The organism is Lujinxingia sediminis (genome assembly GCF_004005565.1).
Lineage (GTDB): Bacteria > Myxococcota_A > Bradymonadia > Bradymonadales > Bradymonadaceae > Lujinxingia > Lujinxingia sediminis.
This window is the reverse complement of record NZ_SADD01000001.1, coordinates 983518-998613: the sequence shown is the minus strand read 5'-3', so window position 1 is coordinate 998613 and position 15096 is coordinate 983518. Positions and strand designations below refer to the sequence as shown.

The 15096-nt window shown below is 63.8% G+C and carries 11 protein-coding genes; all 11 read right to left on the bottom strand.

Annotation, left to right across the window (positions count from 1 at the left end; genetic code table 11):
- Nucleotides 1-3: 3 nt before the first annotated feature.
- The 11 genes from EA187_RS04085 to EA187_RS04035 all read right to left on the bottom strand — a co-directional run bounded on the left by EA187_RS04085 (nucleotide 4) and on the right by EA187_RS04035 (nucleotide 15029).
- Nucleotides 4-1473: a UDP-N-acetylmuramoyl-tripeptide--D-alanyl-D-alanine ligase gene (locus EA187_RS04085; protein WP_127779264.1), complete on the bottom strand. Its 1470-nt coding sequence runs from the start codon at nucleotides 1471-1473 to the stop codon at nucleotides 4-6.
- Nucleotides 1470-3035, bottom strand: a complete 1566-nt coding sequence (locus EA187_RS04080; RefSeq protein WP_127779263.1) for a UDP-N-acetylmuramoyl-L-alanyl-D-glutamate--2,6-diaminopimelate ligase — start codon at nucleotides 3033-3035, stop codon at nucleotides 1470-1472. Before EA187_RS04080 ends, EA187_RS04085 begins: the two co-directional genes overlap by 4 nt.
- Nucleotides 3036-3046: 11 nt before the next feature.
- Nucleotides 3047-5116 carry a penicillin-binding transpeptidase domain-containing protein gene (locus EA187_RS04075; protein WP_127779262.1) on the bottom strand — a complete coding sequence of 690 codons (2070 nt, stop codon included), beginning with the start codon at nucleotides 5114-5116 and terminating at the stop codon, nucleotides 3047-3049.
- Between the two features lie 33 nt (nucleotides 5117-5149).
- Nucleotides 5150-5506 (bottom strand): cell division protein FtsL, encoded by a 357-nt coding sequence (locus tag EA187_RS04070; RefSeq protein ID WP_127779261.1) that lies wholly within the window; start codon nucleotides 5504-5506, stop codon nucleotides 5150-5152.
- Between the two features lie 11 nt (nucleotides 5507-5517).
- On the bottom strand, nucleotides 5518-6483 hold the full coding sequence (gene rsmH, locus EA187_RS04065; protein ID WP_206524182.1) for a 16S rRNA (cytosine(1402)-N(4))-methyltransferase RsmH: 966 nt from the start codon (nucleotides 6481-6483) through the stop codon (nucleotides 5518-5520).
- A gap of 226 nt (nucleotides 6484-6709) precedes the next feature.
- On the bottom strand, nucleotides 6710-7168 hold the full coding sequence (gene mraZ, locus EA187_RS04060) for a division/cell wall cluster transcriptional repressor MraZ (RefSeq protein WP_115602796.1): 459 nt from the start codon (nucleotides 7166-7168) through the stop codon (nucleotides 6710-6712).
- 811 nt (nucleotides 7169-7979) lie between these two features.
- Entirely contained in the window at nucleotides 7980-8162 is a 183-nt protein-coding gene (locus EA187_RS04055) for a hypothetical protein (RefSeq protein WP_115602797.1), read from the bottom strand.
- 126 nt (nucleotides 8163-8288) lie between these two features.
- On the bottom strand, nucleotides 8289-9992 hold the full coding sequence (locus EA187_RS04050; RefSeq protein WP_127779260.1) for a Kelch repeat-containing protein: 1704 nt from the start codon (nucleotides 9990-9992) through the stop codon (nucleotides 8289-8291).
- 5 nt (nucleotides 9993-9997) lie between these two features.
- The gene (locus EA187_RS04045) at nucleotides 9998-11554 is read right to left on the bottom strand and encodes a PEGA domain-containing protein (RefSeq protein WP_127779259.1); all 1557 of its coding nucleotides are present in this window, start codon (nucleotides 11552-11554) and stop codon (nucleotides 9998-10000) included.
- A 341-nt stretch (nucleotides 11555-11895) separates the two neighbouring features.
- The gene (locus tag EA187_RS04040) at nucleotides 11896-12504 is read right to left on the bottom strand and encodes a hypothetical protein (protein WP_127779258.1); all 609 of its coding nucleotides are present in this window, start codon (nucleotides 12502-12504) and stop codon (nucleotides 11896-11898) included.
- Between the two features lie 2 nt (nucleotides 12505-12506).
- Nucleotides 12507-15029 carry an NHL domain-containing protein gene (locus EA187_RS04035; protein ID WP_127779257.1) on the bottom strand — a complete coding sequence of 841 codons (2523 nt, stop codon included), beginning with the start codon at nucleotides 15027-15029 and terminating at the stop codon, nucleotides 12507-12509.
- Nucleotides 15030-15096: the final 67 nt, after the last annotated feature.

Sequence of the window (15096 nt, the reverse complement as noted above, 5' to 3'; positions counted from 1 at the left end):
GGCTTATGCCTCGCTAGAGTTTGGGCCCGGCGAGCCAGACGCGGGGTCGTTCGTGAGAGCGTCGACGATGGTCTCCAGGCGACCTCCCCGGCTGCCTTTGAGAAGCACGGCACTGCCCTGTCGGGCTCCAACCCAGTCGGTCAGTTCTCGGGTAATCGAGGAGAAGGCGCACACATCGAGCTCCGAGCGCACCTCAAGGGCGCTCCGAGCCATCAGCTCCGAGAAGCCTCCTACGAAGGCCAGCCCGTCGATGGACGGGCGAAGCGCCACCCACCGCGCAAGCTCCGCGTGCGCGCCGGCGGCACCCTCGCCAAGCTCCAACATCTCGCCGAGCACCGCGTAGCGCCCCTGACAGTCACGGGCGGCCGCCCAGCGCTCAAACGCTTCCACCGAGGCGCGTACACTGGAAGGGTTGGCGTTGTAGGCATCATCGAGGATGTGCACGCCCTGGACCACAAGCTGACGAAAGCGTCCTCCCGGCAAGACCAGCCGGGCAAGTGCCTCGTTGAGAAGGGACTCATCGAGCTCTACCCCGTTGGCCGCCAGCGTCGCCAGCGCCGCAGCGAGGTTGGTCGCATTGTGCATCCCCAGCAAGGGAAGCGACAGGGTGAGCTCTCTAGAATCCACTTCAAGACCTACAGTCATACCTGAAGGTTCCCCAGGCGCGCGCTCTCGAAGTGAGACGACGCGCACCCGCGCGCCCTCCTGATGCCCGAAAGTCCACCTTGTTCCGGAAAAACCCTCAAGTACCAGTTCATCTTTTTCACTAAAGGGAAAGACCGCGTGGGAGTCAGCATCGGAATGCTCAAAGATCTCGGACTTCCCGCGGCGAATGCCCTCCATGGAGCCAAAACCCTCCAGATGAGCGCTGCCGATCGAGGTGATCACACGGGCGGATCCCGGCGCAAGGCGCACCAGATGGGCGATCTCACCGATATGGTTCGCCCCCATCTCGCAGATGAGGTGGTCGCAGTCGACGGGCAGCGCGCAGAGGGTGAGGGGAACCCCGATGTGATTGTTTAAGTTTCCGGGTGTCGCCCAGACCTTGCCTCGGGTCGACCACAGCGCCGAAAGGAGCTCCTTGGTGGTCGTTTTTCCGTTGGAGCCGGTCACTGCGACGGTGTGCAGGCCCTCGGCCGTGGCCTCCTGCCAGAGGGCGTGCCCCAGACGCGCGAGAGCGTTGAGCGTGTCGTCGACCACAAAAAACATCTGGGCGCCATCGGGGTCGGCGTAGTCGCCCCACCAGGCGGCATCGACGAGCGCCGCGCTGGCGCCGCGCTCAAAGGCGCTTTCGACAAAACGGTGTCCGTCGAAGCGCTCGCCGCGCAGCGCCACAAAAAGCGCTCCGGGAGCGATGGAACGGGTGTCCGTACTGACGCCGCTCACGCGTCCATCGCGCCAGCCGTGCAACTGCGCCCCCGCTTTCTCTGCGATCTTCTCGAGGGGCCAGGTTGCGAGTCGAAGCGTGCTCATGACCTCCCCCTGGCCGCCGGCGCCCGGGCCTTCAGGAGGGCCGCAGCGAGCGCGGCGTCATCGAAATGACGGCGCACCCCGGCGATCTCCTGATAGGTTTCGTGCCCCTTGCCAGCGATGAGGACGACGTCGTCAGGCGCGGCGTTGCCGACGGCGTTTTCGATCGCCGCCTGGCGATCGACCACTGCCTCCACCTCAAGGCCGGCCCGTGAGAGCACCCCTTGCAGAATGTGCGCAACGATCGCCCCGGGCTCTTCGGAGCGGGGATTGTCGGAGGTGATGATGACGTGGTCCGCGAGCTCCGAGGCGATGCGCCCCATCGGGGCGCGCTTGTCTCGGTCGCGGTCACCACCGGCGCCGAAAACCACCCGAAGCCTGCCCGCGACCATCGGGCGAAGCGTCGTGAGCACACGCTCAAGCGCATCGGGAGTGTGGGCGTAATCGACAAAAACTGCCGGGGTGCCCTCGGGGCCTTCGACGCGCTGCAGCCGCCCGCGCACCCCGGAGAGGTTGCGCAATCCTGCGGCGATCGCCTCATCGGCGATGCCCAGCGCGTGCGCCGCACCGGCGGCTGCCAGAATGTTGGAGACATTGAACTCGCCATGAAGTGACGTCTCAATGGGAAGCTCCGCGTCTGGCGATGCGAGGGTCAGCGAGGTTCCGTCGATGCGCATCTGTACGTCGGTTGCCCGGAGCTGGGAGGTCGCGGCACGCCCGTTGTGTTCCATCACTGCCCCCTTACTCGCTCCGTAGGTGGTCACATCAAGACGCGGGTCATCGGAAAGAAGTGCAGCGAGCGTCTTTCCCTCGACGTCGTCGATGTTGATGATGGCCGCTCCCGGCACACCCTGAACATCCATGCGTTGGGGCAGCACCCGCGTAAAGAGCAGCCGCTTGGCGTCGCGGTAGGCCTCCATCGTCTTATGAAAGTCGAGATGATCGCGGGTGAGGTTGGTAAAGATCGCCACGTCTACGGCCACCCCGTCAACGCGTCCGAGCGCGAGGCCATGGCTGGAAATCTCCATGATCACAAGATCGACCCCGTCATCGGCCATGTCCCTGAGTCGTCGATGCAGCGCCAACCCGTCAGGTGTGGTGTTGACGGTGGGCTCCACCCGGCCCTTCCAACGGTTATTGATGGTGCCAATGACACCAACCTCGCGGCCGGCCTCGCGCGCGATGGCTTCCACCAGATACGAAACGGTGGTCTTGCCGTTGGTGCCGGTTACTCCGACCACGTCCAACGCGCGGGAGGGGTGCGCGTAGAAGGCCGCCCCCAGATGGCCAAGAATGGCGCGGGTATCCGGCGCGCTTAGCACCGGGCAGGTGAGCGCCGAGGTGTCATAGTCGTCATCGACAAGCACCGCTGCGGCGCCTTGCGCGATGGCCTTTTCGACAAACGCATGACCATCAAAATGCTCGCCGCGCACCGCGACAAAGAGCGTACCGGCTGAAACCTGACGCGAGTCCTGCGTCAGGGCGCTCAGAGCGACTTCGGCCGCGCCACTGCGCAGCCGCACGCCCTGCTCTTTTAATGCTTGTACAACTTCGTTCAACTTCATCGACGCTGGCCTCACTGCTGATCCCGTCCACCTGCCGAGGGTTCCTCGGCCAGCATTCCATGCCTGCCTCCGGGCGCAAGCGCAAGGTTGAGCGCCGCGACCTCCTCCAGCGGTGTTCCCGGTGGTGGATCCTGATTGATCACGCGCCCCCAACCGGTGACCTGGGGCACGAACCCGAACTCCCGGGCACGATCGATCGCCTGACGAAGTGTAAGCTCGGTGAAGTTGGGCAATTGCCCCTCGGCCACCTCATCCACGGTCGGATCGAGGACACGCATCGTTGGCAGGGTCACCACATGCTGCGGTGCCGGGGCTGCGGCCTGGCTGGCGAGCGCCTCGGGCGGCTCCTCTTGAAGTTGGAAACGCGCATCGGGCGGCAGTGGCATGATCCCGCGCACGCGCAGCGCCTCGGCCGTAATGCGCGCAAAGGCCGGTCCAGCCACAACGCCGCCGTAGTGGGTCTTTTGCGGCTCATCGATAAAGACCACCACGGCAACCTCCGGTGACTCGGCCGGAGCGTAACCCACGAAACCTGCGATCCACATATCCGGATCGTAGCGGCGCGTCTCCGGGTTGACCTTCTGCGCGGTGCCCGTCTTTGCAGCAACGGTCACGTGCGGAATCGCCCCCCTGGTTCCGGTACCTCCCTTAATGGTGACAAGGGACATCGCCCAGGAGACCTGCTCGGCGACCTGCTCGGAGACGACCCGGCGCACAAGCGTGGGCTCTTCGCGCTCGACGATACTGCCGTCGCGGTCGAGCACCGCGTCGATGATGCGGGGCTTCATCAGAAGTCCGCCATTGGCCAGCGCGGCGGTTCCCGCGGCGAGTTGCATCGGAGTGGTGGTCAACCCCTGGCCGAAGGAGACGTTGGCAAAAGTGATCTCCGGCCAGCGGTCAGCCGGCCACACAAGCCCGGGCTGTTCGCCGCGAAGTCCCACATCGGTGCGCTGACCAAAACCAAAGGCGCGAATATAGTCGTAGAGCGTCTCTTTACCGATCTCCTGCGCGACCTTGTAGATGCCCACGTTACTGGAGACCTGCATAATCTCTGCGGGAGTGAGTTCATCGCGGCGCTTGGTGTCGCGGATGACATTTCGGCCGATCTGCATGCGACCGTCCTCAATATCGTAGACCTTATCCAGGGAGGTGGCCTGCTCCTGAAGTGCGGCCGCCAGAACGAAGGGCTTGAAGACCGAGCCCGGCTCAAAGGTATCGGTCACCGATCGCAGGCGCCAATCCGAGCTGGTATGGTCGCGAAAGCGGTTGGGGTCGAAGCCCGGGGTGTTGGCCAGTGCCAGGATATCACCCGTGTGTACATCCATGGCGACCGCCCAGCCGCCTTTGGCCTCAAACTCGCTAACCTGGTCGGCGAGCGCCTGTTCGGCGACGCGCTGGATCTTCTCATCGATGGTCAGGCGAACGCTGTGACCTTCAAACTTTCCGAACTGCGGCGCATCGCTCAAAAGCATCGCGCGCCCGCTGGCGTCGCGCGTCACGCGCATCTCATAGGTGCCGCCGGCAAGCGTGCGGTCGAGCTGCCGCTCCAGCCCCTCCAGCCCCTGGCCATCGATGCCGACAAAGCCCACCAGCTGCCCGGCGATCTCACGCAAGGGGTAGTAGCGCTTGTACTCCCGGGTGATGTGAACCCCGGTGATGTCCAGGCTGCGGATCGCCTCGGCAGCACTCGGACGCGACTGGCGCTCCAGCCACACAAAGCTCGAGTTTCGACTCAAGCGCGCGACCAGCTCGTCATAACTCAGCTTCAGGTGAGGTTGCAGCTGGCGAGCAACCCGATCCGGGTTGTCGATGCGTCGGGGATTGGCATGAATGCTGGGAACTTCGACGGAAACGGCCAGCTCGGCACCATTGCGATCGACGATATCGCCGCGACGCGCCTGTTTGACGACCTCGCGGTTCCATTCAATCGCCGCGCGTTCCTGCAAGGCCTCCGACTCGACGGTCTGCAGGTAGTAGACTCGACCGGCAACCGCCACAAACCCCAGCGTAAAGAAGACCCCCACCATCAAAAAGCGCGCCTTCAGCCAGAAGCGCTCTCGCGGCTCATTGATGTGCTCCATTGTCGTGCTCCAGGCGGCCAGATATCGCGCGCGTCAGCGGGTCGCGGTGCTCCCATCGAAGAGCGCGGCGTGCTCCTGACGATCTCCAGCTTCGAGGTCAATGACAATGACCTGTTCGGGGCGCGCCGGCTCCAGCCCAAACTGTTCGCGCGCGGTCTGCGCAACCAGGTCGGCGCGACCATGCATGCTGGCTTCGACGGTCAGCCGCTTATGCTCTTCGAGCAGCTCGCGGTGCTCCTCAGTAACCTCAGCGATCGCATAGCCGGTCTGCGTGATCTGGTACTCCTGCCAGACATGAAAAAGCAAGAGCGCGCCAGGCACCCCGACGAGCACCAGCACTTTGGAGACTTCAACCAGATCGCGAAGCGCGCCAATGATAGGGGACTTCATACAACTCCTGATCACACATCGCTGCGTGTATGGGGCAACACCGTCAGCGCGCGCAAACGCGCGCTCCGGGCGCGGGGGTTTGTTTGAACTTCCTCGTCGCCGGCGACCACCGACTGACGGGTGAGCACCTCCACCAGAGGCTCTTTACCGCAGGCACACTGCGGAAAATCGCGGGGGCAGGTACACGGGTCGGCGAGCTCTCGGAAGGTGTGCTTGACGATGCGATCTTCGAGGGAATGAAAGCTCATAAAGACCGCACGCCCGCCGGGCTTGACGACGTTTGGAATCTGGCGGACAGCCGCCTCCAGATGCTCCAGCTCGCGGTTGACCGCGATGCGAAGCGCCTGAAAGACGAGCGTGGCCGGGTGAATCTTGCGCGAGCCTCCGCGCTGCTTTGAGGCCACAAGATCGGCAAGATCGGTGGTGGACTTAAGCTCTCCGCGGGAGAAGGCTCCCAGAATCGCGCCGGCCACACCCCAGGATCCACGCACTTCGCCGTAGACTTTGATCACCCGGGCGAGCTCCTCTCGAGAGGTCGACTCCAGATATTCGGCAAGGGTGGGCACATCGGGGCCCATGCGCATGTCCAGGGGGCCGGGCTGCTGAAAGCTGAAGCCTCGCGAGGGCTCATCGAGCTGATGGGAACTCACCCCGGCGTCGACCAGCCAGCCGTCGGCGAGTTCTCCGCGTTCGGCGAGGATCTCGGCGGCCTGAGAATAGTTGGCGTTGACAAGCGTGAGACGCGAACCGGCCAGCTCGGCCAGGCGTGCGCGTACGGTGCTCAGCGCCTCCGGATCGCGATCGATGGCGACCAGGCGCCCGTCGGGAGCGCTGCGATCGAGGATGGCCGCGCTGTGCCCACCACCACCGGCGGTCCCATCGACGTAAAAGCCCCCGGGCTTGACGTTGAGCCAGTGCAGCACCTCCTCGACCATGATCGGAGCGTGGTAGTCACTGGCATAAAGATTCGATGACACTGGCGACCTCTCTGACTGCACCTACAAACGCCGCCACGTCGTCGGCTGAACTCAAAGCCGGGACGGCTCGCCCTTCCCTGGGCGTCTGCGCTGCAGAGCTCTCACGAGCGCCACAACCCATGCTTCAATCCGTGAAGCTCCCGGCCTGCTCATCCCTGAGTCTTACCGCGCGATCGCTACCATGCGCGGCCCGCTCATCCTTGAGCGTTAAGACGAAGGACTGTTCTTAAAGACCGAGCTCCGACATCGCCGCGGAGAGCGCCTGCGGGTCTTCCAGCGCGTCTTCAACAGCGCCGTCCCACTTGGCCCGCGACCAGAGCTCGACGGTGTCGAGTTGGCCCACCCAGACACACTCACGGTCGAGCTGCGCGAAATCTCGCATCGCCTGGGGCACCAACAGCCGACCGTGGCTATCAATCGAGCACTCGACCGCACCGGCGATATAGACCCGCTTGAGTTGCTGGACGCTGGGGTTGAACTGAGGGAGCGCGCGAACCTTCTCCTCAAAGGCCAACCACTTGTCCATGGGATAGACCACCAGGCATTGCTCGAAGGTGCGCGTCAAGATGAGGCGGTCGGCATGGTCGCCGGTCGGATCATTCGCGGCCAGCACCTCACGATAGCGAGCCGGGACGCTGATACGCCCCTTCCCATCCATCGTGTGTTCGTACTGACCTCGAAACATCGCGACACCCGGCTCATATCACCAACCACACTCCATCCATGGAACCCATCTCAACTCCGGCCGCGCCGTCCCTGGCGCTTGCCGGTTAACCCGTGCTCCACCACCTCGTGCCACCGGATGGGAATTCATCCCACTGAGGGCACTATAGGGACGCGCAGATCCGTCGTCAAGAAAAGTATTTGACGCGTTCACCCGCATAAAACGTGGACAAAAGGCACTTCACCCCAACCCACAAAAACACCAATTAACCCTTAAAAAACAACAACTTAAAGACCAAACAAACACCTCCCAACTCCTTATAAAACCCTCCAAAAGCGATCTATGGGAGAAGGTGGGAAGCCGAAGTGGGATCAGCTCCCACGCTCCGCTCTTCCAGAGGTGCACACCCACACCAACACGTCATGAACTACGCCCCTGCGGCCTGGCGGGGGGATGAAGTCCCATCGGGGGGATGAAGTCCCATCGGGGGGATGAAGTCCCATCGGGGGGATGAAGTCCCATCGGGGGGATGAAGTCCCATCAGGGGGATGAAGTCCCATCAGGGGGATGAAGTCCCATCAGGGGGATGAAGTCCCATCAGGGGGATGACGTGCCATCAGGGGGATGACGTGCCATCAGGGGGATGACGTGGCACCAGGGGGATGACGTGGCACCAGGGGGATGACATGGCACCAGGGGGATGACGTGGCACCAGGGGGATGACGTGGCACCAGGGGGATGAAGCGGGTGTCCTACAGAGCAAAAAAACCCGCTTCCCTGAGGGGAAGCGGGTCTGAAAGGCGAAGCCGGCGCCATGCGCCGAACTCAAACCTTACGCGTTCTGGTCGTACTTGATGTACTTCGGAAGCACGCGAACCTTCTTGTGCTCCTGAACTTCCAGCTCAACGGTGTCTTCGATCGGCACCATCTGCTTGGATACAAAGCACATGATCTTTTCGCCGCTCAGCTTGGTGGCTTCGCCTTCGGCGGGCGCGTTGGTGGTCTCTTCAGCCATGGTCATCTCCTTAAAATCTATAGCACTGGGCTGTGGGCGTCTCCCGCGCCGATGGCGAAGGAGAACGGGTCAGGCAGGCCGGATGAGCTAACAGGCATCTGAAGCGCCGTCAACTCTGCACGGCACTTAGAGGGGCGGACGAACCGGGTCGTAGGCGTTAAAATACTCGGCGTCGTGACGGGCAACGTTGTTATTGGTGCGACTCATCCCGCCGGTGATCAGGACGCGTCCATTGGATGCGACATCCGCGGTAAAATCGAATCGCTCCTGATGCAAATCGCCCTGCGTACTCACGCTGAAGGGCGGAATGGCGGTGAGTCCCTGGAAGGTCAGACGCTCGGCGTTGCTCACATGCTCACGCCCCGGCCCCAGGCCGCCGACAAGCAACAAATCACCGCTCTGGGGAAGTTCAACCAGCGAGGCAGCGCCGCGAGCCTTATTGATACGCCAGTTGCTTTCGCTGAGCATCTGCCCCTGCTGGGGCCGCCCGACCTCGAAGTTGGCGGTGCCGCCGTCGGTCAGGCCGGTGAACCCGCCGATCACAATCACCAGGTCCCCTCCCCCGCTGCTGATGCGGCGAGCGGAGGCACCAAAGCGAGCGGTATTCAGCGGCACGCTCTCCGTGGTGACCGAGCTGGCCTCCGTCGGCACAATCTCTTCCGAGCTTGCAAGCACCTGGCTTGCGCCACGACCGCCGGCCAACCACACCGTGCGCCCATCGTGCAGCAAGACCGCGGCGTGTCCTACGCGTGCGTCGGTCATCTGCAGGCCGGAGCTCACCTGAGCGGCGTCCACGTTAACTACCTCAAACGTGTTGAGCACCGCGTTATCGCGCCCCAGACCGCCGGCAATCACCACGGCACCGTCAGAGGTGCGGCGTGTCGCTGTGTGATGCCCACGCGGCGTCTCCAGGCGAATGGCGTTGCCGTTAAAATCAACGACGCTGCGCACGCGGGTGCCCGGAGCCTCATTCAGGTCGATCAGTTCCAGCGAGTCCACCGGCCGCACCACGCCATCGCGCAGCGTGAACCCTCCGGCCACCAGGTAGCGATTATCGCCCAGGTGGGTTACCGAATGGAACGCACGCGGCACCGCGAGCTTGTCGCGACCGAGCACACCGACGGCCTCCGCAGCGTCGTCCTGGTCCAGGCTGGTAAAGTAGCCCGTCACCGGTGAGAAGACCTGAATGTCGTCGTAAACATCCGTGAGGTTCGGGGTGGTGTAGGGCTGGTAGAAGCTCCCCGGATTTCCGCCCCCGACGACAATAACTTCGCCCTCGGAGGTTGACGCAGAGCCATGCCCGATGCGCCCGAGCCAGTCATGCGTATCGCCCCGATAATCAAAAGCACTCTGCACAAACTGGGTCTGCTGCGTCTCACTGTCCAGGATCAACGACCCTACCGGCGACGACTCGCCGACCGGAGCGACCATCGCCCGGAAGTTCCGCAGCGGACTTCCGGCCTGGAAAGTGAAGATCGGGGTAGCGCCGGCGGCTACGATGTTGTTGGAGGCATCAAAGACCTCCACATCCAGCCGCAGTCGCTCGCCATACGTGATCTCGGGCATCGATGCGCTGCGCTCCGAAACATTAAAGGAGCTCTGTGAAAGGATGCGCCGGTCCATCGGCTGAGTGACTTTGATTCGGACCGTCTGCGCCCCCTCGTAGGCAGGCATACCGGTCACAAACCCCTCGTCTCCTTGAAGCGTGGGGCCCCAGCCAAAGATGCTAACCTGCACCCGGGGCGTCGCCTCATCGGGGCCGCATCCCAGCGGACTGAGGACCAATGTTCCTGCCAGCAGGCAGGCAAGTTGTTTTGTCGTAACGTTCACCGTACTCACCACTCCACCTCCGCCTCAAACGCCGCGGGCTGCGAGGCGCTGCTACGCAAAATCAAAAAGAGAGTCCCGGCAATCGCGCCGCCAGCCAGGACTGCGGCGCCGCCGTAGGCGAGGTAGCGCCCGGTGTTGCTGCGTCCCTCCGAGGGCATCGCTGCGGGCGGGGCGATGACTTCCGGGTCTTCGACCACAGGGCCGGGCGTGGGCAGCGGAGCACGAGCGACCTCGTTCTCCTCCCTCACCTCGCGAACGCCCGAGGTCGAAGCGCCCTCCTCGGAGGTTCCCTCCGTCACCGCGGGAACCTCCACGGCGACGACGGGCGCCGGGGCCAGGTCCACGTCTACCACCGCCCGATCTGCGGGCATCGTGCGCACCGCAGTGGCGATCTCAGCGGCAAGACGACTCACGCCGACGCGCTGGTTCGACATCTCCATATTGAAGCTGACGTTTTCGCCCTGCACCACCATCCCGTCGCGAGCCCGGTACACGAAAGGCGCCGCGGCATAGTCGCGCCCGTCTCGTACCATGATGACCCAGGCCACAAAGTCGGCGCCGGTACGCGTGGTCAACTCTACAAGATAGGGGCTAAGTTCGGTGCCGAAGCGACCCGAGCGCAGCGTTTCGCGAAGATCGAGGTAGAACGCAGGAAGATCATTGTCGGTCGAAGCCGACGCCTCTCGCGACGCGCCCAACTCCACCGAGACGGCCTGCTCTGTGCCGCGACCACGTACGCGCACTTCCTGCGACCACACGCTGCCCCCGCCACGCACCACCAGGTAGTGGTGGCCAAAGCCCACCCCGTCAATGCGCGTCGGGGTCACCCCCTTGAGCTCACCGTCAAGGTAGACCTGAGCACCGTCGACATTACCCACCACCGCGAGCACACCCGGACCGGCCTTCTCCACCCGGTCAACCTCCGCGTCAAAGACCTCGCGCAGGTCGGCGGGGAACTTCTCCGGGTCCAAGGTGGCCCCGGGGCGAAGTTGCGCGTAGCGCTGCATCAACTTGCGAGCGTCCAGATCGAAGTTGGTCTGAAAGTAGGCCAGTGAGAGATTGGCCAGGGTATCGGCGTACACATCAAAATTCTGAAGATCGGAGAGGTGCTCGTTCATCATGTCGAGCGCACGCTGGAAGGTCTCCGCGGCCCGTTGCGAGTCACCGGCGGCCAACAGACCGATGCCGGAGGTGTAGAGGCGCTCGGCTTCGGCCACCGCAGCACTCGCGTTGCGACCACCGCCCAGGCGCTCTTGCATCTGCCGGTAGTCGGGCAAAAGCTCCAGCCCCCGCTGCTCCTTGAGGCGAGCCCGGGTGCCATCATCAACGCGCTCCGGAATGATGCTCGTAAGCTCGCCGCCGACGCTGTCGGTCGGCACCATAAAAAGACGAGGGGTGGGTCCCGCTGGCAGGGCTGTCTCTTCGGCGGCGGGCTGCTCACCCTGGCCGCTCTCCTCGCCCTCTTGAGCCCAGGCCGGGGCGCTCAGCGCGACAAACCCCAGCATAAAGAGCAGCGCGCCCAGCGGACGCCTGGCGCGGCTCGCGATACTGACAGAATTCATGATACCTCAACCTCCGGCCTGCTCGCGTCCTCGCAGAGAACCCGGGCACGACGACATACGCGCTGCACTGGGTCGGCACTCGACCTGTGAACGACGCCTCTAAGACGCGCAACTCGCGTGGATAAAACGGCCTCGTTCACTAGCATAACCGCGATTTATGCGTCAACCGGCACCCTGCCGAGCCCACGCTCCGGGGCCCACGCACAAGGCCCCCCTGCCCTCTTCATGATGGTGTATGCGACTCGGTCCAAACGACGTTCGCACTCGAGTGCCCCCTCCTCCAGCACTCCGGCCTGCTCGGCACGTCAACGGCTTAAATCAGGCAGCCCACGCACGCATCGTTACGCTCGCGGTGCACAATAGCGATGACGTCCAGGCCCTGCGCTCAGCTGACATCTCAAACGCCCCCAGTCACCTGATGGGCAGGAGTAGGAATGCCCATGGTCGCCGTGGTCGAGATAGCAGACAAACCCACAGACCGGACCTTCCTCATCACTCAACGTACACGCCAGGTGAAGATCGGGCCCCGCATAGCCACACCCTGTGCCCGGGGTCTCGCAACGTCGCGTGCAAAAACCGTCCGCCTCCGGCTCAAGGTCACGAAAACACAGGAGATCGTCCTCGCAGCGTTGCGTGTCATTGCATGAGGCTCCCAGCGCTCGTGGAGCAGGGGGCTCCACATCGGTATCAGGCCCCTCCGTCGCATCGGGGGCCTCGCTCACATCGGGGGCCTCGCTCACATCGGGGGCCTCGGTGACATCGGGGGCCTCACTCACATCGAGGTCCTCGCTCACGTCGGGGGTCTCGCTCACGTCGGTCCCGACATCCCTGTAGGTCTCGACGTCGGGCCCCCCGATATTCGTGTCAGCCTCACTGCAGGCGCTGGCGGCTGTTGCCACCAGCGCCCCCACGAGAACTGAGCACCATCGTAGTCGTCGCTCAGCGCTCATGGTCACTCTCCCAGCACGTCGGAGACACGCAGCAACGCTTCATCCGCCGTGAGAATCACGTCGTTGCCCGCCACGCTTACGCCGGAGGTAAAGTAGAGCCTGGCCTCGTCCAGCGGCGAGTAGCGCAGCCCGCTGCCTCCCGAGGTGCCGAGACTGCCGACAAGCGTCGTCACAGCCGACTCGGCAATATCCACGTGTCGAATCGCGAAGTTTGCTCGGTCGCTCACCACGAGCACCTGGTCATTTTGCGCCAGCGAAAGATGAGCGGGCAACGAGAACGTCGCGTCAGCCCCCACCCCATCAAACGCATCCCGCACGCCGATATCGCCCACAAAGGTCTCGACCTGAGCCGTGCCAACATCGATCCTGCGAATCACATGATGGCCTTGATCGGCGACATAGAGACGTTGGCCATCCGCCGTGAGCGCCAACCCGGCAGGCCCCGCGAAGATCGCCTGCGCTCCTACCCCGTCGATGGCTGCCGGATTCTCCTCATCCGACTCGCCACCGCCGGCGAGCGTTGTGACCTGTCCGGAGCCCAGCTCGACGCGGCGAATCAGGTGACTGGCGTAGTCTGAGACGTAGAGGACAAGCCCCTCGGCGCTCTCATCGCCCACAATGGCAAATGGCGCGTCGAAACGGGCCTCCTCCAGAGGTCCGTCGGCCGAGGTCTCCTCGTCGGCCAGCGGCATCCCCGCCACGGTGGATACCTGTGCCGAGCCCAGGTCGATGCGACGGATGGCGTCGTTTCCGGAGTCCGCGACATAGAGCTGAGTCTCTTCCGAGTTCAGCCAGAGGCCCTCGGGATACGCGAATCGAGCCTCGTCGGCCACGCCATCACGGAAGCCGGCACGCCCCGGAAGGCCTGCCAGCGTGCTCAGACCGCCCGTCTCCGCGTCGTAGACCCGAATGACCTGGTTGCTGCCATCGGCCACATAGAAGCGCGTGCCCGCCTCGTTGGAGACGACACCTCGCGGACCATTGAGACGAGAGACGCCGGCTTCCCCGTCGCGCCAGCCCGTGGGCTCGGGCGCGCCCATGACCGTGCTCACCTGGCGAGTTCGTCGGTCGTAGAGGCGGATGCTGTTGTTTCCACGGTCCATATAATAGACGCGTCGACCGTCGGGATGGGCCAGAATCCCGAACGAGACGCCAAAACGAGCATCGAAATAAGGACCATCAGACGAACCACCAACGCCATTTTGGCCGGCCACCGTGGTGACCTCGTGGGTGTTGAGGTCGATGCGTCGAATGCTGTTATGAAAACCGGCGACAAAGAGCCCATCCTCGGCACGCGCCAGCCCCTGCGAGACCTGAAACCGGGCCTCCTCGGCACTTCCATCGATGTTGCCGGGCACACCGGGAGCGCCGGCGATCGTCTCAACTTCAAAGAGGGCCGGCCCGCCGCCCGCGTCTTCGTCGACCGCCACGACCAGCGAGCGAATCACGTTGTTAAACGTATCATTGATGTAGAGCGTGGACTCATCCTCCGAGAGATCGATGCCTCCCGGCCCGGCGAAGCGGGCGTCGGTGCCCACCCCATCGGCGTGGCCCCGGAACTCATTGCCGTTCTCCACGGGAAGGTGTCCGGCGATCGTTTCCACCACGTTGTCTTCGAGATCGATGCGGCGAATCACGTTGTTGCCACGATCGGCGACGTAGAGGTAACGCCCGCTCGATTCCACAACCATCCCGATGGTCAGGCGAAAACGAGCCTCCTCAAAGGTGCCGTCCACCGCCGCGCACTCCCCGGGCTGGCCGGTCAGAGTGGTCACCTCACGGCTCACCACATGGAGCTGGCGAATCGTGCAGTTAAACCCGTCGGCGATGAACAAGCGGTCGCCATCCGGGTGGATGGCGATACCCCGGGGGCCATCAAACGTAGCCTGGTCGCCAACGCCATCCGACGCCCCCTTCTGACCCGCCAGACCGGCCAGGGTCACGACCTGTTGGGTGCGCAGACCAAAGCGGCGAATCGTCATGTTGAACGTGTCCACGAAGTAGAGAAACTCGCCATGAGGGTCGTAGACCCCGTCCAGCGCCCCATCCATCCGCGTCTCGGTGCCGACCCCATCGGTGGTCCCCACCGAGGTCACCCCCGCCAGCAACTCCAGGCTGAGTTCACCGGGAGCAACCCCCGGCGCCGGCGTCCCAATGGGCGCGGAGCTTCCGTCCTCACAGACGATCGTCGCGCTCCCATGGGCGCCTTCTTCCACGCTGCACGACGCCCCGCTGGTGCCGTCCACGCCGTCTCGAATCACCACATCCGTGCCATCATCGCAGCGGATGCGGACCGCTCCCTCGGACTCCTCAAAGCTGCAGCTCGTCGCGTCTGAAGACGGTCCCGAAATCGTGGCACGGGTGCCATCGGGACAGCTTACCTGCACTTGACCGCCGGCAAGCTCGGCGACGGTGCACGACGAGCCCTGCTCGGTCTCACCTCCGCAAGCGCTCGACAGGACGATGGCCCCAAGGGCCGCTGAGAGCGCGACGCTCTTACCTCTTACCTTCAGATTTCTACGCATGTTTTCTCCATGCTTTACAAACACATGTTATTTGCACTTAAGCGGGACACTCCTCTTTGCCGGAGCG